Raw genomic sequence first — 24,864 nt, forward strand, 5'->3', positions numbered from 1 at the left:
CAATAGAAATGAAAAGTTTTCGTGTTGTAGGGTTGATGTCGGGTACTTCTTTGGATGGTCTAGATGTTGCAGATGTGACTTTTAATTTAAGTGATTCTGATCAATGGAGCTTTACATTGAACAATGCAACACTTTTTCCTTTTGAGCAAAACCTGCTAACTCTTTTAAAGAAAGCATTTCAATTACCCGCTCATGAATTGATTGATTTAAGCTCTTCTTTAGGTAGATTCTATGCTGAAAGAGTAAATACTTTCCTTTCTGAAATAGCTATTGCTCCATCTCAAATTGATTTTATTGCCAGTCACGGACAAACTGTTTTTCATCAACCTTTAAAAGGATATACCTTGCAAATTGGAAATGGTCCAGAATTAGCCGTCAATACGAATATTCCGACAATAGTAGATTTCAGAACTAAAGATGTTGCACTAGGTGGGAATGGAGCTCCGTTAATTCCTGTTGCAGATCATTTACTTTTTGCTAATTATGCCGATACATTTCTCAACCTTGGTGGTTTCAGTAACTTCTCATTTAAGAAAGATGAAAAAGTATTGTCTTATGATATTTGTCCTGTGAATATTGTTATTAATGAATTGATGCGTGAAACAGGAAAGGAATATGATGAGAATGGTGATTTTGGTAAACACGGAGCAATTAATCAGGATTTATTAAATCAATTGAATTCACTTCAGTTTTATGAAGAAGAAGGGCCAAAGTCTTTAGGATGGGAATGGGTGGAGGAGCAAATTTATCCAATGCTAATCCCTGAAATACCGATTCGAGATAAAATCAGAACATTCTACGAGCATGTTGCATTTCAAATTGGAAATGCTCTAAATAAAACGAATTCAAAAACAACTTTAGTCACAGGAGGAGGGGCAAAAAACCATTTTTTAATAAAAAGAATACAATTTTATTCGGAGGGTGAAATAGTTGTACCAGAGGAAAATATAGTTGATTTTAAAGAAGCAATAGGTTTTGCTTTTTTAGGAGTGCTTAAATGGCAAGAAAAAATCAACGTATGGTCGTCTGTAACTGGTTCAAAAAGAGACTCTTCTTCAGGAATTATAATTCGACCATGAATAAAGTAATAAGGAGTGAAGTTTTGAATGAAATTGTTTTATACTTTTGTGCGAAAATTTTACTGTAATGATCAGTGAAGAATTTATATAAAATTCAGAAATCTTAATATGGCTTCCTTGGAAGTTTCTTTAAGTGGCTAGGGTTTAGATATTACAAAATACTTTTGACCTAGCTTTAGTGAGCAGTCATGAAATTATTTATAACACAACTAAAATTGAAGAGAAAACCTTGAGAATCATATTGGATTAACTATTTGATATTGGGGTAAACACTATTTATTATGGAATTATTTATTGTTTTTGTTTTCATACTCGGGTATTTAGGAATTACTCTTGAGCACAGTCTAAAAGTAGATAAACTTGTACCATCTCTGTTAATGATGGCTTTTGCATGGGCAGGAGTTTCTATTGGTTTAGATGATTTTACAATGTGGTTTGATTCAGCTGGACACCAGCTAATGGATATTACAGGGATGAGTAGCGTAGAAAGAAGTCATTTGATGGATGAAACTTTACTGCATCATTTTGGAAAGACCTGTGAAATATTGATTTTCTTGATAGGAGCAATGACCATTGTAGAAATAATTGATCATTTTCACGGATTCTCAGCCATTAAAGGCTTTATTAAAACGAATAAAAAACGCACACTTTTATGGGTGATTGCGTTTTTAGCTTTTGTGCTTTCTGCAATTATCGACAATCTTACAGCAACGATAGTTTTAATTACAATTCTGCGTAAATTATTGAGTAAGCCAGAAGATCGTATTTGGTTCGCTGGTATAATTGTTATTTGTGCAAATGCTGGTGGTGCCTGGTCACCAATTGGGGATGTAACAACTACAATGTTGTGGATGGGGAATAAAGTAACTGCTATAAAATTGATGGAATATTTACTTATTCCTTCATTGATTTGTATGATTATCCCAACGCTGATAGCAAGTTTCATGAAACCTTTTAAAGGAAATTTTGAATTGCCAGAGGAGAATGGAGTGATAAATTCAAAAGCGTCATTAATGCTTTATTTAGGTTTAGCAATGATTGTTTTTGTACCGATTTTTAAAACTATATTTCACTTACCGCCATACATTGGAATGATGCTGTCACTTGGTATTGTTGCTTTGTTTGCAGAGACAATTAGTGTAAGACAGTTTAAATTAGCTTATGTTGGAGTTGTTAAAAAAGATGAAAATAAGGAATATGTTCAAGAAAAACCAGTTGAACATCACGAAAGTCCTACCTTTAGAGCGTTAACTAAAATAGAGATGCCGTCTATACTCTTCTTTTTGGGGATTTTAATGACGGTAGCAGCTTTGGAATCGTTAGGTTTAGTTTTTAATTTTGGACAATCGGTACAAGGAAGTATGCATGATGATGTATTTGTAATGTTACTAGGTGCTGGATCAGCTGTTATTGATAATGTGCCGCTTGTTGCTGCAAGTATGGGAATGTTTAACGCTCCACTTGATGATCATATTTGGCAATTTATTGCTTATTCAGCAGGAACAGGAGGTTCAATGTTAATTATTGGTTCCGCTGCTGGTGTTGTTGCTATGGGAATGGAAAGAATTTCGTTCTTTTGGTACTTGAAAAACATCTCTTGGTTAGCATTACTTGGTTATCTTGGTGGTGCAGGATTTTATTTATTAGAAAGAGCGTTGTAACAAAATTTAATTTAATTCGTTATTGAAACTATGAAAGGTTCATTTTTACTACAAGTTGTTCAAGATTCTACAGGAGTAGGAGTTGAAGAAGGTTACAAAGAAGTGGCTATTTGGGAAGCTGTATCAGATGCTGCAAGCAGTGCAATGGGTTTAATTATCCTTGTATCACTTGCTTTAATGTCAATTTACGCGGTTTACGTATTTGTTGAACGTTTATTGGCGTTGAAAAGAGCTTCAAAGAAAAATCCAAACTTCTTGTCTGAAGTGAAAAGGTATCTTTCTGAAGGGAAAATTGATGAAGCAAAGAATTTATGTGCCCGCACGGATTCTCCATCTGCAAGAATGTTAGAAAAAGGAATTTCTCGTTTAGGGAAACCTGTTGACATCGTAGCTTCAACAATTGACAATACAGGTAAACTGGAAATCTCAAGATTAGAGCAACGTTTAAGTTTCTTGGCAACTGCCGCTGGAGCTGCTCCAATGATCGGATTCCTTGGAACAACTATTGGAATGGTTCAAGTTTTTAATGATATGAAAAATCTTGATTCTTTAGATTTAGGAACAATTGCACCTGGAATTATGACAGCAATGATTACTACAGTTGCTGGATTGATCGTGGGTATTATCGCGTTTATGGGCTACAACTATTTAGTAACGCAAATATCCAAAGTTGTTTACCGAATGGAAAATGATGCAATGGAGTTTATGGATATTCTCCACACACCTTCAAAGTAATTAATTGAATTATGGGATTTGGTACACAAAATAAAATAAAAATTGAGGGCGGAATGGCTTCCATGACCGACTTGGTATTCTTATTGCTTGTATTCTTCATTATAATGAGTACAATGTCAGAAAAGAACACACCTGTCGAGTTGCCGCAGCCTACTGAGAAATTAGATACCTCTATGGAAAATACCACAACTACGGTGGTAATAACAGAAGATGATCTATATCAAATTATGTTGAGTGACGCCAGTGAAACTGATAATCCATTCGGTGTGAAAACGGATGGGGTTAGTTATGACGAAATACGTGATTTTCTAATTTTAGAAGTTGAAAAAACACCAGAAATGAAGGTTAAAATTGCTGGATCTAGAAAAGCAAGTTACGAAGCAGTTTTCCAAATTTTGGCATTGTCTAAAACAAAAGGTTGGAAACCAGTATTGGCTTACGATTAAAATTGATTGAAAACAAATGGCACAAGTACCTGTAGTTAGAGTAGAGGACAATCGTAAAGGAATTATCGCTGCAATTGCGTTCCTATTGATTACCTTTTTCCTACTTTTCTTTATTAAGTACAGTGAACCAGATCCTCCAAAAGTTACAATTCCAATTCCTATTGCTATGGAAGACAGTGGGATTTCAAATTTTGAAATTAACAATGGTGGAGGAGGTTCCCCAAGTCCAACTGTTAATCCAAATCCAGCAACAGAAAATCCAAAGGAACAACCAACACAAGAAAAGTCGGAGGTACAAACAGTGACTGGAACTGGAAGCTCGAATAGCAATACAACACCATCTGAACCTGCTGAAGCAGCAAATCCATTCTCTGGAAACGGAACGGGAGGTTCGGGAACTAGTGGTTCTGGAACTGGTTTTGGTTCAGATACTGGACCAGGAAGTGGTTCTGGTGAAGCCGGAACTGGTGCTGCTGGAGATAGAGTGAGGATTTCAAATATTCGTTCGAAACCGAAAACTCCGAATGACGAAGTTTGTCGAATCTCACTTAAGTTAACTGTAAACTCACAAGGAACTGTTTTAAGAGCCGATGTGATTAGAAATCAAACTACAGCTACTAATCAACGTTTGATTGACGAGGTAATTGGTTTTGCAAAAAAGGAAGTACGTTACAAAGAGAAGCCAGGTGCAAGAGATGAAATAACGTACTATACTGTTACAGTTCAACCAGGATAATAATGACATCTTCTCAATACACTGAAAAAGTTGATTGGCTATTTAATCAATTTCCAGTTTTTCAAAAAGTAGGCGTTTCAGCGTATAAACCAACGCTTGACAATACTTTATCTTTAATCCAATTCTTCAATGTTCCCATTGATCAAATGAAGTTTGTGCATGTAGCAGGAACGAATGGAAAAGGAACAACTTGTTCTGTTATTGCAAGTGCATTGACAGCTTCTGGAAAGAAAGTAGGATTATTCACCTCTCCACACATCAAAGATTTTAGAGAAAGAATTCGTGTCAATGGCGCAATGATTTCTGAAGAAAAAGTCGTTGATTATATAAACCGCATCCAAAATACAAATTTTGAATTCTCTCCATCGTTCTTCGAGATGACTTGGGTTATGGCTTTGGCTTATTTCTATGAACAGAAATGTGACATTGTTGTGGTAGAAACTGGGTTAGGAGGAAGGTTAGACGCTACGAATGTTATTGCGCCTGAATTATCTGTGATTACAAACATTGGATTAGATCACGTCGCGATTCTAGGAGACACAAGAGAGAAAATCGCTTCGGAAAAAGCTGGAATTATAAAACAGAATGTTCCAGTGATAATTGGAGAAAGCGATGACGAGATTTCCCATGTATTTATTGAAGCAGCAGAAAGTAAGCAAGCGCCTATTTCTTTTATGTCAGAGCACTTAGGAGAGAATACTTTTGAAGTCAATAAAAGATTAGCTTTTGAAGCTGTAGACTTCCTGTTGAAAGGGAATCCTGATTTAGCATTAATCAAATCGCTAGCGGTAAAAGATTTATATCAGAATACAGGGTTGTATGGACGAAATCAGATTTACAGCGAACAGCCTTTAGTTATATTAGATGCTGCGCATAATACGATGGGAATTCAGAGATTTATCCTAGACATTCAAAAAAGGTACAGTGATAAAAACGTTCGTGTTTTGTATGGAGCATCAAATGATAAAGATTTGTTTGAAATCTCAAACCTATTCCCACAAGAATGGGAGTATTATATAACCGAGTTCAATAGTCAAAGAACGACCAAAATCGAAGCTTTTAAGGCGATTGAAAAGATAACTCAACTAAAAATTAGATATTTTTCAGATGCAAAAGAAGCGTTTTTACAAGCTAAGAAACTTGATTATGAAATAGATATGCTGATTGTGTTCGGGAGTTTCTTTTTACTAGAAGAAATAATATAATTATTTTTTCAATAAAACACAATTAAATTTAAATATTGTACTTATATTTGCACCCGCTAAGAGATTTAACGAAGTCTCATTATTAGAATGAAAAGGGCCCTTAGCTCAGTTGGTTTAGAGCACCTGCCTTACAAGCAGGGGGTCACTGGTTCGAATCCAGTAGGGCCCACTTAAGAAATCTTGTTATTAGATTTCAATTTACTTAAACCCTTATTATTTTAATATTAGCTTTATAATACACCTACATTAGTAGGGCCCTTAGCTCAGTTGGTTTAGAGCACCTGCCTTACAAGCAGGGGGTCACTGGTTCGAATCCAGTAGGGCCCACAAGACAAAAAGCTTCACAGAAATGTGAGGCTTTTTTGCGTTTTACGACAGTTGGTTTAGAGCATCCCGACGAAGTAGGGAGGATCACTGGTTCGAATCCTTTAGGATCCGCAATTCGAAAAGCTTCACAGAAATGTTAGGTTTTTTGCGTTTACCATCCATGAAGTTTATATCACTTCAAATAATTAAGAAACTTTTCGAGTTTTTGTAGATGCCATTATTGTTATAAGATATTATAGAATTACTTTCATCAAAGTGTATTGATTTGTGATTTTTATTTAGAATAGGTTTAATCAAAAAGCCTCTAGAAAAGATTTTCACGGCAAATGGTTTTTTAATAGAAATCTGTTTAAGAATTAATATTACTTAATGCTGTTTGTTGTAGTAAATCATCTTAATCTATATGTGTGCCCTCTTTGTCTCCCTTTTGTCCCACCCCTGTTTACTGTGTTCATGGGTTTTATAATTAATTTTGTATAAATTATTAATAAAATCATATAAGATGCACAAAACTTTACTTGTTTTTTCAATACTATGGGTAAGCCTTTTTGGCTTTTCTCAATGTCCTCCACTTATTGGAAATGATGGAGATCATGGTGAGAACTTCACCATAACTAATGCAATTGGAAATTTCGTAGACAATAATAACACTGTAATCGCAGGAAGTTATTATGATTTATATAATACTTATGCAGTATTGCAAGATGCTGGTGCTTCGTTTGATTTCTCAGTTGATTTTAAGGGAACAACTGTTGATTACGCAGTATGGATAGACTGGAATCAAGACGGAACTTTTGATCTTTCAGAGCAAGTTTTTTATCAATTTTATCCTTCTTCAGTCCCAAATCCAATTATTACTGGATCAATTACAATTCCAACAGGAACTTTAGTTGGAGATTACCGTATGCGGGTAAGAGGAGCTTTTACTAATGGTGCTGGTGCAATAGATCCATGTAATACTTACGCTTGGGGAGAAAGTAGAGATTATAAATTAATTCTACCTACACCTTGTACTGGAGCACCAATTGCTGGGACTGTTACAGATATTTTAATATGTGAAGATGTAGCTTTTAATTTATCTACGAATGGTGCAACGTCTGGAAATTCAGGGTTAACTTACCAATGGGAAGAATCGCTTGATCAAACAACGTGGACTGATATTGCGGGTGCGACTAATGCAACATACGCAATGACTAGTGGTATTTCAATTACTACTTTTTATAGACTAAAAGTAACGTGTGCTAATGGAGCAACAACAACTACTTCAAATATATTAGAGGTAACATTACAATCTGCAAATCAGTGCTATTGTATTCCTGGAGGAAATCAAACAGGTCGATATATTAGCAGTTTTTCAACTACTGGAGGTTTGCAACAAATTAGTAATCCAAATTCTGGACAATCTGTAAATGTTTATGGAGATTTTACAAACTTGGTTGCGGAACAAATACATGGACAAGATGTTTCTTTTTCAGCTATTATTCAAGGAGGTTCAGCCGGAGGTAAAGTCTGGGTAGATTGGAATCAAAACGGGAGCTTTGAAGCTAGCGAAGTTGTATATGTAAGTAGTAGTTATCAATTTTCTCAGAGTGGTACTTTTACTGTACCAATGACTGCTGCCGTCGGAACTACGAGAATGAGAGTTGTAAGTGACTGGGGTACACAAACAGCTAATGTTGATCCTTGTGAAACTGGATATACGAATGGAGAATTTGAAGATTATACTTTTGAAGTGACCGCTCTTTCTAGTTGCTCTGGAACTCCAGATGCTGGAACAGTTGTTGACTTTTCAGTTTGTGCTGGAGAAGATTTTAATTTAACTACGACTGGAGCAAGTGCTGGAGAATCAGGACTTACCTATCAATGGCAAGAATCTCCTGATGGTTTAACATGGGTTGATATTGTAGGTGCAAATGCTATTACTTATACCGTTACTGGTGGTGTTTCTCAAGAAACTCAATATCAATTAATAGTGACATGTGCTAACAGTCTACAAATAGCAACTTCTGGAGCGATAATAGTGTCATTGAATCCTATTATTGATTGTTACTGTGTTCCAGTATTTACAGGTACTTGTAATGCCGATCAAGTAGATGATTTTGTTTTGGTAGGAGAAAATTCTACTTCGATTAGTGACCTAGGAACGGGATGTGCTCCAGCTGATGCTTATGACGATAGAACAACACTATTTACACCAGTTGATTTAGAGAAGGGCGTTTCTTATAATGTAGGAGTTAAAACAAATTCAAATTCAAATAATGCTGCAATTTGGATAGACTTTAACGATGATGGAAGCTTTGATGTTTCAGAAGGAGTTGGAACTGGAGCTCTTATAAGTGGAGTTTTAGAAGATGTAAACATCAATATTCCTTTGGCAGCGGCTATGGGTGTTCATAGAATGAGAGTTATTGTTGCTTTCAATGAAACTCCATCTGACGCTTGTGGTACTTATTCTTGGGGTGAAACACATGATTACCTTGTAAACATTGTCCAGGTTGGTGGTTTTGATTGTTCAACTTTCACATCAAATATCAGTGGAGATACAGATATTTGTGAAGGAGGAACCTCAACGCTTTCTGCAACTGCTTCAGCAGCAATTGACAATGTTGTGTGGGGAGGCGGTGAAACAGGAACTGATTTAATTGTTTCTGATGCTGGAGTCTATACTGCAACTGTAACTAGTGTAGATGGGTGTATCGAAACAGCATCTTTTGAGGTCATGAATGTTAATCCATTGCCGACAGTTAATGGAATCGATGTTGTTTATAACGGAGGAGGTTCTTATACTTTTTCACCAGTTGGTGCTACAAACGCAACAGACTATACTTGGGACTTTGAAGGCGGAGGAACTTCGAATGATCAAAGCCCAACCCGAGTTTATGCGGCAGAAGGGACGTATTTGGTTATTTTAACTGTATCTAACGCTTGTGGTGGAGATTCTACTGAAGTAACAGTTGTTTACGACTTAACTGGAGTTGATGAAAATGATTTAATTAGTCTTAAATTGTTCCCGAATCCAGCTGATGCTTACATTAATATTGTAAACGGAAGTTCATTCGATATGGAATCAATCTTAGTAATTAGTCCAATTGGAAAAGTAGTTTTCAACGATAAAGTAAACGGTTACAACTATCAATTAGATGTTACTCAATTTACGACTGGTTTATACCATGTGAACATTACCCTAAACAACGGAAATGTAGTTCAGCGTAAAATTGCAGTGATTAAATAATAAGATATTTAGTCTTTTAAAAAGGGCTGATCGGGAGATTAGCCCTTTTTTGTTAGCCATACTTAAATTATAATTTTAAGATTCAAATCTCCTATAATCGTTTTGATGAGGAGTTTTAAGTGAAGATAAGAGCGCCTAGAGCAAGGTAGAATTGAAGGAAGTCTCAAACAAATTTAGGTGTTATTAACAGGAGCTTTATATAATGCTAGCCGTTAGCTTGAGTTTTCAATAGACACCGAAAACCAATACCTAAACTTACAATCTGGATTTTAAGTAAATAAGAAGCTTAATTAAGAGTAATGCAGTTTGTAATGAGAAGGAATTCGATTTTAGTTAGATACTTAATCAATTCCAATAAATGTATCACAGGACTTTGAAGTCTTTCGTTTTGCAAAAAAAAAAATAAATTATCTCAACGAATTCGGGAGGTTAACTGTTGCGAATCAGATTTGGCTTATGGAATTGATCAGCTTTAAAGGAGTGTGAAGCTTTTTGCGTTTAAGGATATTTACAATTTGGCCATTATTCCGTTCCAACAGAATTTTATTTACTCTTTTTTAAATAATGATCGGTGCGTGTGGAAGTGATGGTTTGCAGCCGTCTACAGGAATCCACACAAACAAAACCCAATTCCATTATCAAACAATCACCGTTCACAATCATTCCAATAACCATTTCAATTAAATTAAACATTTTTTGAATAAAATACATGTTAAAGGATTGAATTATTTATCTTTAGAGAATAAGTATCTTTGGAATCTATTGATTCTGTGTGTATTGCTAGTCATTCTTTTAGAAGTCTAGTATTTGCATATTTCAGCAACATTATTACAACATTATGAAAGCGAATTCTCTTAAAGTAGTAGGACACACCATCTCCTTTTTTGATGTAAACCCTGATGAAAAAACGACACTCCTTTTTATTCATGGAAACTCAATGTCGAAACAGCTTTTTCAGAATCAATTAAAAAGTAAGGTATTCTGCAATTTTAGAATGATTTCTTTTGATTTAATCGGTTTCGGTGAATCATCACATTCAAATCAGCCTTCAGAAGAGTACAACGTTCCATATTACGCTGAATTAACCAGTCATTTCATTAAAAAGCTGAATCTTGAAAACGTATTCTTAATCGGACATTCATTAGGAGGACACATTGCTGTTGAGTTTTCAGGCCGATATGAGGATGAGATAAAGGGGTTTCTTGCAGTTGCGACTCCTCCTCTTGGTATTCCAGCTGATATTCCAGCTGCATTTCTTCCCAATCCAGTAGCCAATTTATTATTCAAAGCAGCGCTTACTAAAGACGAGGTAATTGAATTCTCAAATAATGTAGCCAATTCTATTCATCAAGATATAGTTGTTGCTTCCATTGATTCTTCTCATCCAATTGTCCGTGAAAAAATAGGGGAGTCTATTATCAATCAAAACTACTTAGATGAAATAGCAGTGTTGAATGATATTGAAATGCCTTACGCACTTGTTCTTGGATCCAAGGATAAACTTTGTAATCAAGATTATTTTAAAAAATATCCTTTCAATAATCAGTGGCGCGGTAAGTTGAATATAATTAAACGAGGCTCACATAATCCATTTATAGATCAACCAGACGAAATCAATGAGGTTATCCTTGCATTCTTAAAAGAAAATAGCGTTCTATGAATTCAGAATTATTAAATTTTTTCAGGAAAATAAAAGGTGACGTTAATCCAGTTGATTTTTCGTCTGATGATATTCAAAAATTTGATGCTATTCCAATTCTGAATACACAATGCTTATATGTCTATGATTTTCCTCGAAATAAAATCGTTTACTGCAGGAATACTCATGTTTTAGGATTTAATAATGAAGAGTTCACCATTGATCACTCATCGAATTATCATCCAGACGATAGGGTCTTAGTAAATGTAGTAACACAATCCTCTGTTAAACATGGCGTTGAACATAATATGATGAATCATAACTGTTGTCTTGAACTTACTTTTAGATTAAAAAGGAAAGATGGTACGTATGCACAAGTTTTAAAACAAACGACTATTTATCATTTAGATGATAATCAGCGAATGTCTACAAACATTACTATTTTAAGTGATATCAGCTTTATTCAAACTCCAGGGTATGTAAATTGGTCTTTTAAAATGAATAACTTAAACAGTGACTTTTTTGAAGATAAAATCTGTGGAGATATAAAAAACATCTTTTCAAAAAAGGAGTTAGAGTTAATCCCTTGCTTTGTTAGAGGAGCCTCAAGCAAAGAAATAGCTGATCAGTTTTTTATTAGTAAGCATACCGTAGATACACACAGAAGGAATATCAAAAGTAAATCTGGTTGTAAAAGCATGTACGATTTACTGACCTTTTCGAGCCGGAATAAGTTGATCTAGTTTTGTTGTCTTTCTATTTTGGGGCATACATTATTAATTTACTCACTTTTAAGTATTGACAGTACTGCTATTCCTTAGTATTTTTGTGTAAAATCGTATACACTTATGGAATTCAATTGTACTTGTTTCAATTATAGTTGTTCTTGAAAAATATATTTTACTTTTAATAAGCATAGATTTCCTTTATCTACTCCCTAACCACCATGTAGGAAGTTTTCGAATTTATCAAGGGTGTCTGATTGTTAAGGGTGCGTTTGTATGCCCTTGGTATCTTTGAGAATTACGTATGGTTTATTTATGCTATGTATCAGCGCTTATCTTATCTACGATTTAGTTGTGAAAACTTGATTTTCCTCTGGGTTATGTGGTTCTATTTGTTAGAGTAGTTAGTATTCTATTCATTGGTATGCCTAGCCTTCAATTAAATCATTGTCCCCAATACATTTTGATTTCACTCCTTTAGAATTAATTAGTGATTTCAGAAAGCTCAATCTTTCCAAGGTGTATAACTGCTTTATTGTATTAATCTTACTACAAATACTTAATTGTATTGCAATTTATGACGTTGTTTGCGAGAATTAGTGTTTTAGCTACCTATACCTTATATATAGGTCAGTATTTTTCTATACTCTAACTATTAAAGTCTATTCTCAATAAATCCAAAAATAATGAAAGATTCAAAGAGTAGGTTTTAAGAGACTTAAGAATTAATTTAAAAATAGTTTAATATTACTTTAATAAAAGTCGGTTTAATGAAAAAAAGCTCAGTACATTTGCCCACCGCAAACGAGCGGCGAATAGGTTAAAAAGGAATTTTACTTCGGATTAACATTGAAAGAAAAAAGATTTAATTTATTATTGACAATTACTTGTTAATGTAAAAAGTCTAAGTATCTTTGCACCCCGCAAACGAGCAGGGAAAAATTTGAAAGCCTTTTAGTACTAACAAATAGAGTTAGAAAAAGTTTTAAAATAAATTTAAATAAAGCTTGTCAGTTAAAATAAAGCAAGTAACTTTGCACCCCGCAAACGAGTTGGGAAATCATTTAACAAGCAAGGAAAACTTTTTAAAATTACTTTAAAATAAAGCTTGCAGGTTAAAATTAATTACTAATTTTGTCGACCCGAAACAAACGTGTTAAGGGAACCAAAATTTGAGAAGTAGATAGAGTTATTGAGTTAACGATTTACAACAATGAAGTTCTTTGATAGATTGAGAAATAAGGAAACAGCGAAATAAACAAAATTAATGAGCCACAACAAATATTCAAAGTCTTTTACAACGGAGAGTTTGATCCTGGCTCAGGATGAACGCTAGCGGCAGGCCTAACACATGCAAGTCGAGGGGTAACATTGAGCTTGCTCAGATGACGACCGGCGCACGGGTGAGTAACGCGTATGCAACCTACCTTCTACAGGGGGATAGCCCGGAGAAATCCGGATTAATACCCCATACGATTATTGAGACACAAGTTTCAGTAAAGAAAGCTTCGGCGGTAGAAGATGGGCATGCGTTCTATTAGTTAGTTGGTAAGGTAACGGCTTACCAAGACCGCGATAGATAGGGGGCCTGAGAGGGTGACCCCCCACACTGGTACTGAGACACGGACCAGACTCCTACGGGAGGCAGCAGTGAGGAATATTGGACAATGGAGGCAACTCTGATCCAGCCATGCCGCGTGCAGGAAGAATGCCCTATGGGTTGTAAACTGCTTTTATTTAGGAAGAATCGCAAGTACGTGTACTTGTTTGACGGTACTAAACGAATAAGGACCGGCTAACTCCGTGCCAGCAGCCGCGGTAATACGGAGGGTCCAAGCGTTATCCGGAATCATTGGGTTTAAAGGGTCCGCAGGCGGGCTATTAAGTCAGTGGTGAAATCTCTTGGCTTAACCAAGAAATTGCCATTGAAACTACTAGTCTTGAATTCGGTCGAAGTGGGCGGAATGTGTCATGTAGCGGTGAAATGCATAGATATGACACAGAACACCGATAGCGAAGGCAGCTCACTAGGCCTGAATTGACGCTCAGGGACGAAAGCGTGGGGAGCGAACAGGATTAGATACCCTGGTAGTCCACGCCGTAAACGATCATTACTCGATATCAGCGATATACAGTTGGTGTCTAAGCGAAAGTGATAAGTAATGCACCTGGGGAGTACGATCGCAAGGTTGAAACTCAAAGGAATTGACGGGGGCCCGCACAAGCGGTGGAGCATGTGGTTTAATTCGATGATACGCGAGGAACCTTACCAGGGCTTAAATGCATTATGACAGGGGTGGAAACACCTTTTTCTTCGGACATTTTGCAAGGTGCTGCATGGCTGTCGTCAGCTCGTGCCGTGAGGTGTTGGGTTAAGTCCCGCAACGAGCGCAACCCCTATCTTTAGTTGCTAGCAGGTAATGCTGAGGACTCTAGAGAAACTGCCAGCGCAAGCTGTGAGGAAGGCGGGGACGACGTCAAGTCATCACGGCCCTTACGTCCTGGGCTACACACGTGCTACAATGGTCGGTACAGAGGGCAGCTACCACGTGAGTGGATGCGAATCTCGAAAGCCGATCTCAGTTCGGATTGGAGTCTGCAACTCGACTCCATGAAGCTGGAATCGCTAGTAATCGCGCATCAGCCATGGCGCGGTGAATACGTTCCCGGGCCTTGTACACACCGCCCGTCAAGCCATGGAAGCTGGGGGTACCTGAAGTCGGTAACCGCAAGGAGCTGCCTAGGGTAAATCTGGTAACTGGGGCTAAGTCGTAACAAGGTAGCCGTACCGGAAGGTGCGGCTGGAACATCTCCTTTCTAGAGGGCCATTGACGAGTTTTTTCGTTGTTTTCCATTTCTTAATCATTAAATATCTCTCCCACCACGTGGAGCAAAGCAATTGAGGTGGGATTATTAATTTAGTCCCGTAGCTCAGTTGGTTAGAGCACTACACTGATAATGTAGGGGTCAGCAGTTCAAATCTGCTCGGGACTACTATATTAGAGTGAAGGTAGAGAGTTATAAAGTTCAAAGTTATAAAGTAGAAAGTTTTTTTATTTAAATAAAAAATACTTTTACACTTTAAAAACTTTTTAACTTGATAACTCTTCAACTTGAAAACTCACCCTTTAAAATGGGGGATTAGCTCAGCTGGCTAGAGCGCCTGCCTTGCACGCAGGAGGTCAACGGTTCGACTCCGTTATTCTCCACTTATTTCTCAAACTGTCATAAATTTTATGATAATTAGAGTAAGGAGCACAAAAAAGACGGTCTATGGCCGTGGGTTTTACATATTTTCATCAAACGAGATGAGAATTATTAATTAAAAGAGGTATTTACAATTTTTATGAAGGTTATAAGCATTGATTTGCTGTAATTAACAATAAAAGTTCTTTGAAATGTTGGAATTGATTGAAATAGTAATAGAATAAAGAAAACTAATAAGTTATTAAGGGCACACAGGGAATGCCTTGGATTTGAGAGGCTATGAAAGACGTGATACGCTGCGATAAGCTACGGGGAGAAGCAAATATTTATTGATCCGTAGATTTCTGAATGGGGAAACCCGTTATGTTGAAGACATAACATCTGTCGTAAGATAGAAGCTAACCTGGAGAACTGAAACATCTAAGTACCCAGAGGAAGAGAAAACAATAGTGATTTTGAGAGTAGCGGCGAGCGAAATCGAAATAGCCCAAACCAGAGTTGTTTCGGCAGCTTTGGGGTTGTAGGACTACAATGTGGACTTATGTATTATAATTGAATAGAGTTGGAAAGCTCAACCGTAGAGGGTGATAGTCCCGTAAATGAAATAGTATATATACCTAGTAGTATCCTGAGTAGGGCGGGACATGTGAAATCCTGTCTGAATCTACCAGAACCATCTGGTAAGGCTAAATACTCCTCAAATACCGATAGTGAACCAGTACCGTGAGGGAAAGGTGAAAAGAACCCTGAATAAGGGAGTGAAAAAGATCCTGAAACTGTGTGCCTACAAGCGGTCGGAGCCTTCGGGTGACGGCGTGCCTTTTGCATAATGATCCTACGAGTTACTCCTCATTAGCAAGGTTAAGGTTCTCAGAACCGTAGCCGAAGCGAAAGCAAGTCTGAATAGGGCGATTTAGTTAATGGGGGTAGACGCGAAACCTTGTGATCTATCCATGGTCAGGTTGAAGTTCCGGTAACACGGAATGGAGGACCGAACTGATATACGTTGAAAAGTGTTCAGATGAACTGTGGATAGGGGTGAAAGGCCAATCAAACTAGGAAATAGCTCGTACTCCCCGAAATGCATTTAGGTGCAGCGTTCAGGTTGAGTCTTATAGAGGTAGAGCTACTGATTGGGCTAGGGGGCTTCACCGCCTACCAAACCCAGACAAACTCCGAATGCTATAAGATATACTGAGCAGTGAGGGCATGGGTGCTAAGGTCCATGTCCGAGAGGGAAAGAACCCAGACCATCGGCTAAGGTCCCAAAATATACGCTAAGTTGAACTAACGTGGTTCGATTGCATTGACAGCTAGGATGTTGGCTTGGAAGCAGCCATTCATTTAAAGAGTGCGTAACAGCTCACTAGTCGAGCGATCGAGCGTGGATAATAATCGGGCATAAGCGTATTACCGAAGCTGTGGATTTGTTAATTAAATTTAACGAGTGGTAGGGGAGCATTCTATATGCGTTGAATGTGTACTTTGAGGTATGCTGGAGCGTATAGAAAAGCAAATGTAGGAATGAGTAACGATAAAGCAGGCGAGAAACCTGCTCACCGATAGACTAAGGTTTCCTGAGCGACGCTAATCGGCTCAGGGTTAGTCGGGACCTAACGCGAACCCGAGAGGGGTAGTGGATGGACAATGGGTTAATATTCCCATACTAATTGTAACTGCGATGGGGTGACGGAGTGATGAAAGATCTGCGAACTGACGGAATAGTTCGTTAAAGCGTGTAGCTATATTTTGTATAGGCAAATCCGTACAGAATGGCGAATGTGATAGTACTACAAGTCTACGGATGAGTAGATAATGATCCTAAGTGCTTCCAAGAAAAACCTCTAAGCTTCAGGTTACAATTACTCGTACCGCAAACCGACACAGGTAGTCAAGGAGAGAATCCTAAGGTGCTCGAGTGAATCATGGCTAAGGAACTAGGCAAAATCGTCTCGTAACTTCGGGAGAAGAGACGCCACTCTTCGGAGTGGCCGCAGTGAATAGGCCCAGGCGACTGTTTATCAAAAACACATGGCTTTGCGAAAACGAAAGTTGAAGTATAAGGCCTGACACCTGCCCGGTGCCGGAAGGTTAAGAGGAGATGTCATCCGCAAGGAGAAGCATTGAATTGAAGCCCCGGTAAACGGCGGCCGTAACTATAACGGTCCTAAGGTAGCGAAATTCCTTGTCGGGTAAGTTCCGACCTGCACGAATGGTGCAACGATCTGGGCACTGTCTCAGCCATGAGCTCGGTGAAATTGTAGTATCGGTGAAGATGCCGATTACCCGCAACGGGACGGAAAGACCCCGTGAACCTTTACTATAGCTTCACATTGACATTGGACACTTTATGTGTAGGATAGGTGGGAGACTTTGATGCTGCGTCGCTAGGCGTAGAGTAGTCGTTGTTGAAATACCACCCTTAAATTGTCTGGTGTCTAACCTGTTTTTAATGGGGACATTGTGTGGTGGGTAGTTTGACTGGGGTGGTCGCCTCCAAAAGAGTAACGGAGGCTCCTAAAGGTACCCTCAACACGGTTGGTAATCGTGTGTAGAGTGTAATGGCATAAGGGTGCTTGACTGAGAGACCTACAAGTCGATCAGGTAGGAAACTAGAGCATAGTGATCCGGTGGTTCCGCATGGAAGGGCCATCGCTCAAAGGATAAAAGGTACTCCGGGGATAACAGGCTTATCACTCCCAAGAGCTCATATCGACGGAGTGGTTTGGCACCTCGATGTCGGCTCGTCACATCCTGGGGCTGGAGAAGGTCCCAAGGGTTGGGCTGTTCGCCCATTAAAGTGGCACGCGAGCTGGGTTCAGAACGTCGTGAGACAGTTCGGTCCCTATCTGTTGTGGGCGTTAGATTTTTGAGAGGACCTTCCTCTAGTACGAGAGGACCGGGGAGGACATACCTCTGGTGTACCTGTTGTGGCGCCAGCTGCATCGCAGGGTAGCTACGTATGGATGAGATAAGCGCTGAAAGCATCTAAGCACGAAACTCACCTCAAGATGAGAAATCTTTTAAGGGCCGTGGAAGACTACCACGTTGATAGGCTATAGGTGTAAAGACAGTAATGTCAAAGCCAAGTAGTACTAATAACCCGTAAACTTATAGTTATCTACTGTTACTATTTCAATCACCCAATATTTTCTTTCTAGATGTTAGACTTCTAGACATTAGATATTAGACAAAAAACGTAAATGTTTTTGATCTATTATCAATGTTCTAAAAGCTATACTCTAGTTTATAGACTTAAGAAATTAAGGAGATAGACTAACAACAAAAGATAAAACAAGCCTCGCTTGTCTAATGTCTTTTGTCTTATAAGTCTAAAATCTCCAATGATTTTCGGTGTCTATTGCAGCAGGGTCCACCTCTTCCCATTCCGAACAGAGAAGTTAAGACTGCTTGCGCTGATGGTACTGCCCTTTTAAGGGTGGGAGAGTAAGACGACGCCACTTTTAATAAAAAACCTCATACATTAACTTGTGTGAGGTTTTTTTTTGGTTAAAAGTTTTTTTAATCTCGAGCAGATTGTTCTGTCCGTCAGGTGACGGAGGAGGGAATAAGATGCCGCCACTTTTAATAAAGAACCTCATACATTAACTTGTGTGTGTTTTTTTTTGGTTAAAGTTTTTTTTAATCTTGAGTATATTGTTCTGTCCGTCGGGTGACGGATGGGAGAGTAAGATGCCGCCACTTTTAATAAAGAACCTCATACATTAACTTGTGTGAGGTTTTTTTTGTTGGCGGCTGAGCGGAGCCGAAGACCCAACAAATATTGAAAATGTTAAGGTTGGCTTATTCATCGGTAAATATTTATTAAATTCTCAACCAATCTTTCGAACACCCCGAATATCGATTTACCGATCACTATTGTAATATATTAATACTACCAAAATTTCATTTTCAAAAATCTAATTCCCTTTTTTTGTAAACTAAATTATCTTTCAATTAAGCAGTATTTTTAAAGATTTAGAAGAAAATAATCAAGTATTTATAGACTTAAAGTTTCATTTTGTCGACTTCTATGCAATACTGAGTGAAGAAAGGTTTTCAGTATCACGTATTTTTCACCTTTCTTAATGAAAAGAATCTAATCTTTATAATTTTCTTTTGTGGCTATATATGGTAAGGCTAATTAGAAATTGTTCAATGCAAGAATATCTTTGTGTTAAATCGTGCTATATATGTGTCATTCCATATTTATCTGATAAAGAATTGAACTTAAATAAGTTTAGCATTCGATATATGATGAGAGAATTAGTTTAAACGATAAGTGTAGAATTGAAATATTTCTCATCAACCCTAACTATAAAAATAGTGTCATTCCAATGAGCACAGCGGCGAGGAATCTTTTTTGCTTATTTGAAGTGTCAATATCATTCAAAATTCATATTATCCATATAAAAGGGAACACAGTTTAATACCTTCGTGTAAGAATTATAATAAAAATTGCACAATTTCAAATATAATCAGGATTAAGGATTTGAATTTATCTGTACAAAATCATATCGAACTATAAATCTAAATATCGTTAAAAATGTAATTTTTGTTAAAGTCATTAAATTAATTTTACCTTTAACTATAAATAATTTAGAAAGCTGAAAGGGTTCTTGCTTTTTGAAATAATAATAAAAACTAATCTTTAGGACTCAACTACTAGAAACTATGAAAAACTTAACATTAAAATTAGCGTTAGGAATTGCTGTAAGCTTTTTCACGTTGAAGTCAAATGCTCAATGCCCAACAATTTTATGTCCATCGGACACCACATTAACGAATGATTTAGGACAATGTGGCGCAGTATTTAATTATACGACTCCGATTGGAGCTGATCCTTGTGCTAGTCAACAAAGTATTACATTTACAAACTGCGGAGCCTCAGGAATGTTTGGACCAACCCAATTACAAGTTAATACAGAGTACAGCGGAGGAGCACTTAGTGGACAGGTGACTGTTAATACCCAAGGTGTTCAGGAATGGACAGTCCCAACTACTGGATCTTATACTATTGAAGTTGCTGGTGCTAAAGGTGGTGATGCAAATGCAACATATCAAGGTGGACTCGGTGCATCAATGATTGGAGATTTATTTTTAACAGCGGGCGATCAATTAGAAATAATTGTGGGTCATAAAGGACAGGATGTTGTCTATGCTGGTGGCGGCGGAGGTAGTGCTGTTTCGTTAAACAATAGTCCACTTATCGTTTCAGGTGGTGGCGGTGGCGGTAATAGCGTAACTAATAATAATAGTGGTTACGACGCTGTAACTGGAATAGATGGTGTTGCTTCTTTTACAGCAGGTGGAATTGGTGGAAATGGATCAGATGGAGGTTTCGCTCAAGGTGGTGCCGGTTATTTTTCTAACGGTCAGAATTTAGGACTTGTGGGAGATATAGTTCCTCAATCATTTCAAAATGGAGCAGTTGGAGGTGATGGATATCAACAAAGTTATTGGGGAAGTTTCGGTGGTGGTGGTTCTGGTTTTGGCGGCGGCGGCGGTGGCGGAGGTTACTCAGGAGGAAGCGGAGGTACTTATAATTGTTGTACTTCAGTTGAAGCTTCTGGTGGAGGAGGTGGTTCTTTTAATTCTGGAATCAATCAATTAAATACTGCTGCCGCAAACTCAAGTAATGGTTACGTTACAATTACTTGGGTAGGTTCTGCTGCAAGCACTATTCAAACAGGCGGTTTAGCTAGTGGTTCTGTATTTCCTGTAGGAATAACAACTAATACTTTTGAAGCAAGTGACGGAAGTGGTAACACTATACAATGTTCATTTGATGTTATTATTGTGGATGGAGAATCTCCTGAGCCAGACTCTTCATCATTAGTAGATTTGGAATCAGAATGTGAATTCACTTCATTAGTAGATCCAACAGCAACAGATAACTGCGATGGAACTATAGTTGGAATACACAATGCAACGTTCCCAATAACATCTACCACAACAGTGATGTGGACGTTTGTAGATGCTGTTGGAAATACGACTACCCAAACACAAGAAGTTATAATCTCAGGTCTAAATGTTGATGTAACAGTTAACGATCCTATTTTAATAGCTGATAACTCCAAAACTGGAACGACCTACCAATGGTTAGATTGTGATAATGGAAACGCTGTAATCGCTGGAGCAACTAGTCAATCGTTCACCCCAGATATGAATGGAAATTATGCTGTGGTTATCACTTTAGGTTCTTGTGCAGATACAAGCGTTTGTAAAAAAGTAACTACAGTAAGTTTAAATCAGTTATCATTGTCTGGATTTGAATTGTATCCAAATCCAAACAATGGTCAATTCACAGTGACATCTGTAGAATTTGTAGAAAGCTATTCTGTTGTTGATGGAAGTGGGAGAAAAGTTTTAGACGGAAATCCTAGAGCAACTTCATTTGAAGTTAATTTAGATGTTTTCGACACTGGAATATATTATTTACATGTAAATCAAAAAGTTTTAAAAGTGATTAGAAAATAAATTTCAATTGATAAAATTTTAAACATCCCTGTATGATTTTCATATAGGGATGTTTTACATTAAAGATTTACCATAATAGTAAACAGTTTATTCCTATCGTTTATATCTTTTTGACTGACAACAGTTGATTATCGTGGAATCTTTTAAAATGTAATACAATTTATATTTCAAGAACATTTCAATTGTCGCACTAGATTCAGCTTGTACAGGACAAGAGAAATATTTGGATAAATTCTATTTATATCAAAGTGAGATGAAAACAAGATATCTCAGAAATTAATTTGTGAAGATTATTTATCGTGAACAAGTTCCTCGACGCATTGACTTCTCATAAAACGAAGTCGAATCTCAAAATGCTCTCCAATTTCAGCCAATACACTTTATTAATCATCTATTATGTATTGTTGTTTACCTAAAGGCTTTCTAATATAAACAATAACCTGCTTTTGATTGTCTTATAAATAAATAACAGATTATGCTTTATACCACATCAATCCGTAATAAAGAAGAAGAGAAAGAGATAAATTCATTAGTTGGATCACGTTATAATGTCATTGATATGTTCTATCGTAAAATTGGCGCAATAGGATGTTCTAGAATGGAAGTACTTGAATACAGTAAGCTTTTCAATGGTATTATGGATAGACGCAAACAAGCGGTTTTTGCAAATATTGCTTTAAGGCCTAATGGAATCATTGTTGTGGTTAATATTAGATTAAGTGATTACTCCTGGGTTATTCCATACCATTATCTCTCTATTTTTAAAACCGATATACTCGTAATACATGGTCAAGGTGAGTTTCTTAAATTGAAAATTACAGGAGATCAAAACAAGAAGTTTATTGCAAAGGTTTTGAAGTTGAAGAATGAACAGTCTAGTCAGGATTATTATGGATGATTCGTCAGCCTGTGGTGGAAACATCAAATGGTCAAATTGGTTGTGAATTGATTTCAGATTCCTACATTTATGTTGTGACTCACATTTTTTTTGTCAATTTTGGGCTGCTATCAATTCACAATAAGGATTATTCCGTTGTGAAAACATTTAAGCTGCCTCGACTTTCTTCGGGGCATTTTTTTGCCTAAAACTTTTTTTTTGAAAATTAAAATATAATTTCTCCACCTTTATTTTCCCAACCAAAAAAAAGCCAAACTACTTTCATAGTCTGGCTTCATCAAATAGGGGAGTGCCCTCCTAAAACACAACTCTCAAAATCCTAAAAAGGATTTGTAGCATGAACCGTCACTTCAGGAACATACGCTCTATTGTCCATTTCTAATGCATGTACTATTGTAACTGCTATATCTTCTGGCGCTAATTTATTTTCTTCTAGTGGTCTTTCAGTTCTGTTTTCTTCGTCGCCGAATGCTGTAGGAACTTCGCTTGGGTTAACTTGAATTACACGAATGTTATTCTTTCTTAATTCAGCTTGCCAACATTGTGACATTCCTCTGAGTGCAAATTTTGATGTTGAATAAATTGATCCAGTTGCATAACCTTTCAATGAAGCAGTAGAAGCAATGTTAACTATGTTTCCTTCGTTTTGTTTGATGAAAATTCTTGCAGCTCCTTGGGCTACCATTGCAGCTCCGAAAACATTTACTTCATAAACTTGTCTTAATTCATCACGGGTTAAATCAATCAAATTCTTTTTAATTCCTATTCCAGCATTGTTAACTAGTACATCTAGTCCTTTGAATTCTTTTTCAATGAAAGCATATAAAGCATCAATTTCTTCATCTTTTGTTACATCACAATTGAATGGAGTTGCTCCAATTTCTTTTGCAACACTTTTTGTCTTATCGTTATCTCTTCCTGTGATAATTACTTTTGCACCTTTTTCAACACATAATTGTGCGGTTGCTTTTCCTAAACCTGAATTCCCTCCGGTGATTAAAACTATTTTGTTTTTTAGATTCATTTTTATGTTGTTATGAGTTTACTTTAAATATAAGGATTTGATATGGATTTTGTTTAGAATTCAATTCGAAGATTAATTCAAGGATTGCAAAATTCCAATATTCAGCCAATTGGACAAACATTAATCGGAGATACAATGATGTAGGGACGATTTGAAAATCGTCCGCAAACATTGTTGATATATGTTTTATTCAAGGATTTAAAAATTAATTGAAAAAAATGTAATCACGGCGACTGAGCGGAGTCGAAGGCACCGTATATGTCGAAGCCAAAACTATAAAAACAAAAAAAGGGAACCAATTGGTTCCCTTTTAAATATTTATGTGTTGAATGTTATGCTAACAATTCAGCCATTTTCTCACCGATCTTCGCTGGAGAGTCAACAACGTGAATTCCACATTCTCTTAAAATTGCTTTTTTAGCTTGCGCTGTATCTTCATCACCACCTACAATTGCACCTGCGTGACCCATTGTACGTCCTGCTGGAGCAGTTTCACCTGCGATAAATCCAACAACTGGTTTAGTACCATGTTCTTTGATCCATCTTGCAGCGTTTGCCTCCAAGTTACCACCAATTTCACCAATCATAACGATTCCTTTTGTTTCAGGGTCGTTCATTAGTAATTCAACAGCTTCTTGTGTAGTTGTTCCAATAATTGGGTCACCACCGATTCCGATTGCAGTTGTAATTCCTAAACCTGCTTTCACTACTTGATCAGCAGCTTCATACGTTAAAGTTCCTGATTTAGAAACAATACCTACAGTTCCTTTTTTGAAGACAAAACCTGGCATAATACCAACTTTAGCTTCTCCCGCAGTGATAACACCTGGGCAGTTAGGTCCGATTAATCTAGTGTCATAAGCAGAGATATACTCTTTTGCTTTGATCATGTCGTTAACTGGAATACCTTCTGTAATACAGATAATCACTTTAATTCCCGCGTTAGCAGCCTCCATAATTGCATCAGCAGCAAAAGCTGGTGGAACAAAAATGATAGATACATCAGCAGCTGTTTTATCAACTGCCTCTTGAACTGTGTTAAATACTGGTTTGTCTAAGTGCTTTTGCCCTCCTTTTCCAGGTGTAACACCTCCTACAACGTTGGTTCCAAATTCAATCATTTGGCCTGCGTGGAATGTTCCTTCACTTCCTGTGAATCCTTGGACAATAACTTTTGATTCTTTATTTACTAATACGCTCATGTTCGCGAGATTTTCTACTTTGGTTAATGTCGCCAAAAGTAGAGTTTACAATAGTCAATGACAAGTAAAAACAGATAAATGTTTCTACTAAATAGTCTTATATGTCAATCGTTATTAATAAATGTTAAAATTGTATATTTATACATTCCATATTGAAATAAATCCCTACATTTGCTGAACGGTTATTTTAGTGTAAATAAAGTAATCTGGTTTTATAGTTTTAGCATGGTTTAGCAAAAAGAGGAATAAATGTAACGCATTTATTCCT

The 24,864-nt window shown here is 37.0% G+C and carries 13 protein-coding genes, 4 tRNA genes and 3 rRNA genes; 18 read left to right on the forward strand and 2 right to left on the reverse strand.

From position 1 onward, the window contains the following. The first annotated feature begins 8 nt into the window (after nucleotides 1-8). The 18 genes from ERX46_RS14940 (at nucleotide 9) to ERX46_RS15025 (ending at nucleotide 22,370) form a co-directional block, all read left to right on the forward strand. Complete coding sequence (locus ERX46_RS14940) at nucleotides 9-1,079, forward strand: anhydro-N-acetylmuramic acid kinase (RefSeq protein ID WP_130094666.1); 1,071 nt, start codon at nucleotides 9-11, stop codon at nucleotides 1,077-1,079. 281 nt (nucleotides 1,080-1,360) lie between these two features. Then, nucleotides 1,361-2,740, forward strand: coding sequence for a sodium:proton antiporter NhaD (gene nhaD / locus ERX46_RS14945; RefSeq protein ID WP_130094667.1), 1,380 nt, complete (start codon nucleotides 1,361-1,363; stop codon nucleotides 2,738-2,740). Between the two features lie 30 nt (nucleotides 2,741-2,770). Next, entirely contained in the window at nucleotides 2,771-3,475 is a 705-nt protein-coding gene (locus tag ERX46_RS14950) for a MotA/TolQ/ExbB proton channel family protein (protein WP_130094668.1), read from the forward strand. An 11-nt stretch (nucleotides 3,476-3,486) separates the two neighbouring features. Further along, nucleotides 3,487-3,921, forward strand: coding sequence for an ExbD/TolR family protein (locus ERX46_RS14955; protein ID WP_130094669.1), 435 nt, complete (start codon nucleotides 3,487-3,489; stop codon nucleotides 3,919-3,921). A gap of 16 nt (nucleotides 3,922-3,937) precedes the next feature. Next, entirely contained in the window at nucleotides 3,938-4,657 is a 720-nt protein-coding gene (locus tag ERX46_RS14960; protein WP_130094670.1) for a hypothetical protein, read from the forward strand. 2 nt (nucleotides 4,658-4,659) lie between these two features. After that, nucleotides 4,660-5,862, forward strand: a complete 1,203-nt coding sequence (locus tag ERX46_RS14965) for a bifunctional folylpolyglutamate synthase/dihydrofolate synthase (protein WP_130094671.1) — start codon at nucleotides 4,660-4,662, stop codon at nucleotides 5,860-5,862. A 94-nt stretch (nucleotides 5,863-5,956) separates the two neighbouring features. Then, nucleotides 5,957-6,031: transfer RNA gene (locus tag ERX46_RS14970), tRNA-Val, on the forward strand. Between the two features lie 83 nt (nucleotides 6,032-6,114). Continuing rightward, nucleotides 6,115-6,189, forward strand: a tRNA-Val gene (locus ERX46_RS14975). A gap of 502 nt (nucleotides 6,190-6,691) precedes the next feature. Further along, nucleotides 6,692-9,421, forward strand: coding sequence for a GEVED domain-containing protein (locus ERX46_RS14980; protein WP_130094672.1), 2,730 nt, complete (start codon nucleotides 6,692-6,694; stop codon nucleotides 9,419-9,421). Between the two features lie 838 nt (nucleotides 9,422-10,259). Then, complete coding sequence (locus ERX46_RS14985) at nucleotides 10,260-11,081, forward strand: alpha/beta fold hydrolase (protein ID WP_130094673.1); 822 nt, start codon at nucleotides 10,260-10,262, stop codon at nucleotides 11,079-11,081. Further along, entirely contained in the window at nucleotides 11,078-11,803 is a 726-nt protein-coding gene (locus tag ERX46_RS14990) for a LuxR C-terminal-related transcriptional regulator (RefSeq protein WP_130094674.1), read from the forward strand. The genes ERX46_RS14985 and ERX46_RS14990 overlap by 4 nt, the downstream gene beginning before the upstream one ends. Before the next feature lie 1,279 nt (nucleotides 11,804-13,082). Beyond that, a 16S ribosomal RNA gene (locus ERX46_RS14995) occupies nucleotides 13,083-14,602 on the forward strand. A gap of 103 nt (nucleotides 14,603-14,705) precedes the next feature. After that, nucleotides 14,706-14,779, forward strand: a tRNA-Ile gene (locus tag ERX46_RS15000). A 141-nt stretch (nucleotides 14,780-14,920) separates the two neighbouring features. Next, a tRNA-Ala gene (locus ERX46_RS15005) sits at nucleotides 14,921-14,994 on the forward strand. 229 nt (nucleotides 14,995-15,223) lie between these two features. Next, nucleotides 15,224-18,111 (forward strand): 23S ribosomal RNA (locus ERX46_RS15010). Between the two features lie 231 nt (nucleotides 18,112-18,342). Beyond that, nucleotides 18,343-18,456: ribosomal RNA gene (gene rrf / locus ERX46_RS15015) — 5S ribosomal RNA — on the forward strand. Together the 16S, 23S and 5S rRNA genes with 2 tRNA genes alongside form the textbook arrangement of a ribosomal RNA operon. A 1,210-nt stretch (nucleotides 18,457-19,666) precedes the next feature. Then, nucleotides 19,667-21,472: an HYR domain-containing protein gene (locus ERX46_RS15020; protein ID WP_130094675.1), complete on the forward strand. Its 1,806-nt coding sequence runs from the start codon at nucleotides 19,667-19,669 to the stop codon at nucleotides 21,470-21,472. A gap of 475 nt (nucleotides 21,473-21,947) precedes the next feature. After that, nucleotides 21,948-22,370 (forward strand): hypothetical protein, encoded by a 423-nt coding sequence (locus ERX46_RS15025; protein ID WP_130094676.1) that lies wholly within the window; start codon nucleotides 21,948-21,950, stop codon nucleotides 22,368-22,370. Nucleotides 22,371-22,689: 319 nt separating this feature from the next. Here ERX46_RS15025 and ERX46_RS15030 read toward each other — a convergent pair whose 3' ends face one another. Then, nucleotides 22,690-23,394, reverse strand: coding sequence for an SDR family oxidoreductase (locus ERX46_RS15030; protein ID WP_130094677.1), 705 nt, complete (start codon nucleotides 23,392-23,394; stop codon nucleotides 22,690-22,692). A 332-nt stretch (nucleotides 23,395-23,726) separates the two neighbouring features. Beyond that, nucleotides 23,727-24,596, reverse strand: coding sequence for a succinate--CoA ligase subunit alpha (sucD, locus tag ERX46_RS15035; protein ID WP_130094678.1), 870 nt, complete (start codon nucleotides 24,594-24,596; stop codon nucleotides 23,727-23,729). Between the last annotated feature and the right edge of the window lie 268 nt (nucleotides 24,597-24,864).

The sequence above is a fragment of the Brumimicrobium glaciale genome, assembly GCF_004152935.1.
Taxonomy (GTDB): Bacteria; Bacteroidota; Bacteroidia; order Flavobacteriales_D; family Crocinitomicaceae; genus Brumimicrobium; species Brumimicrobium glaciale.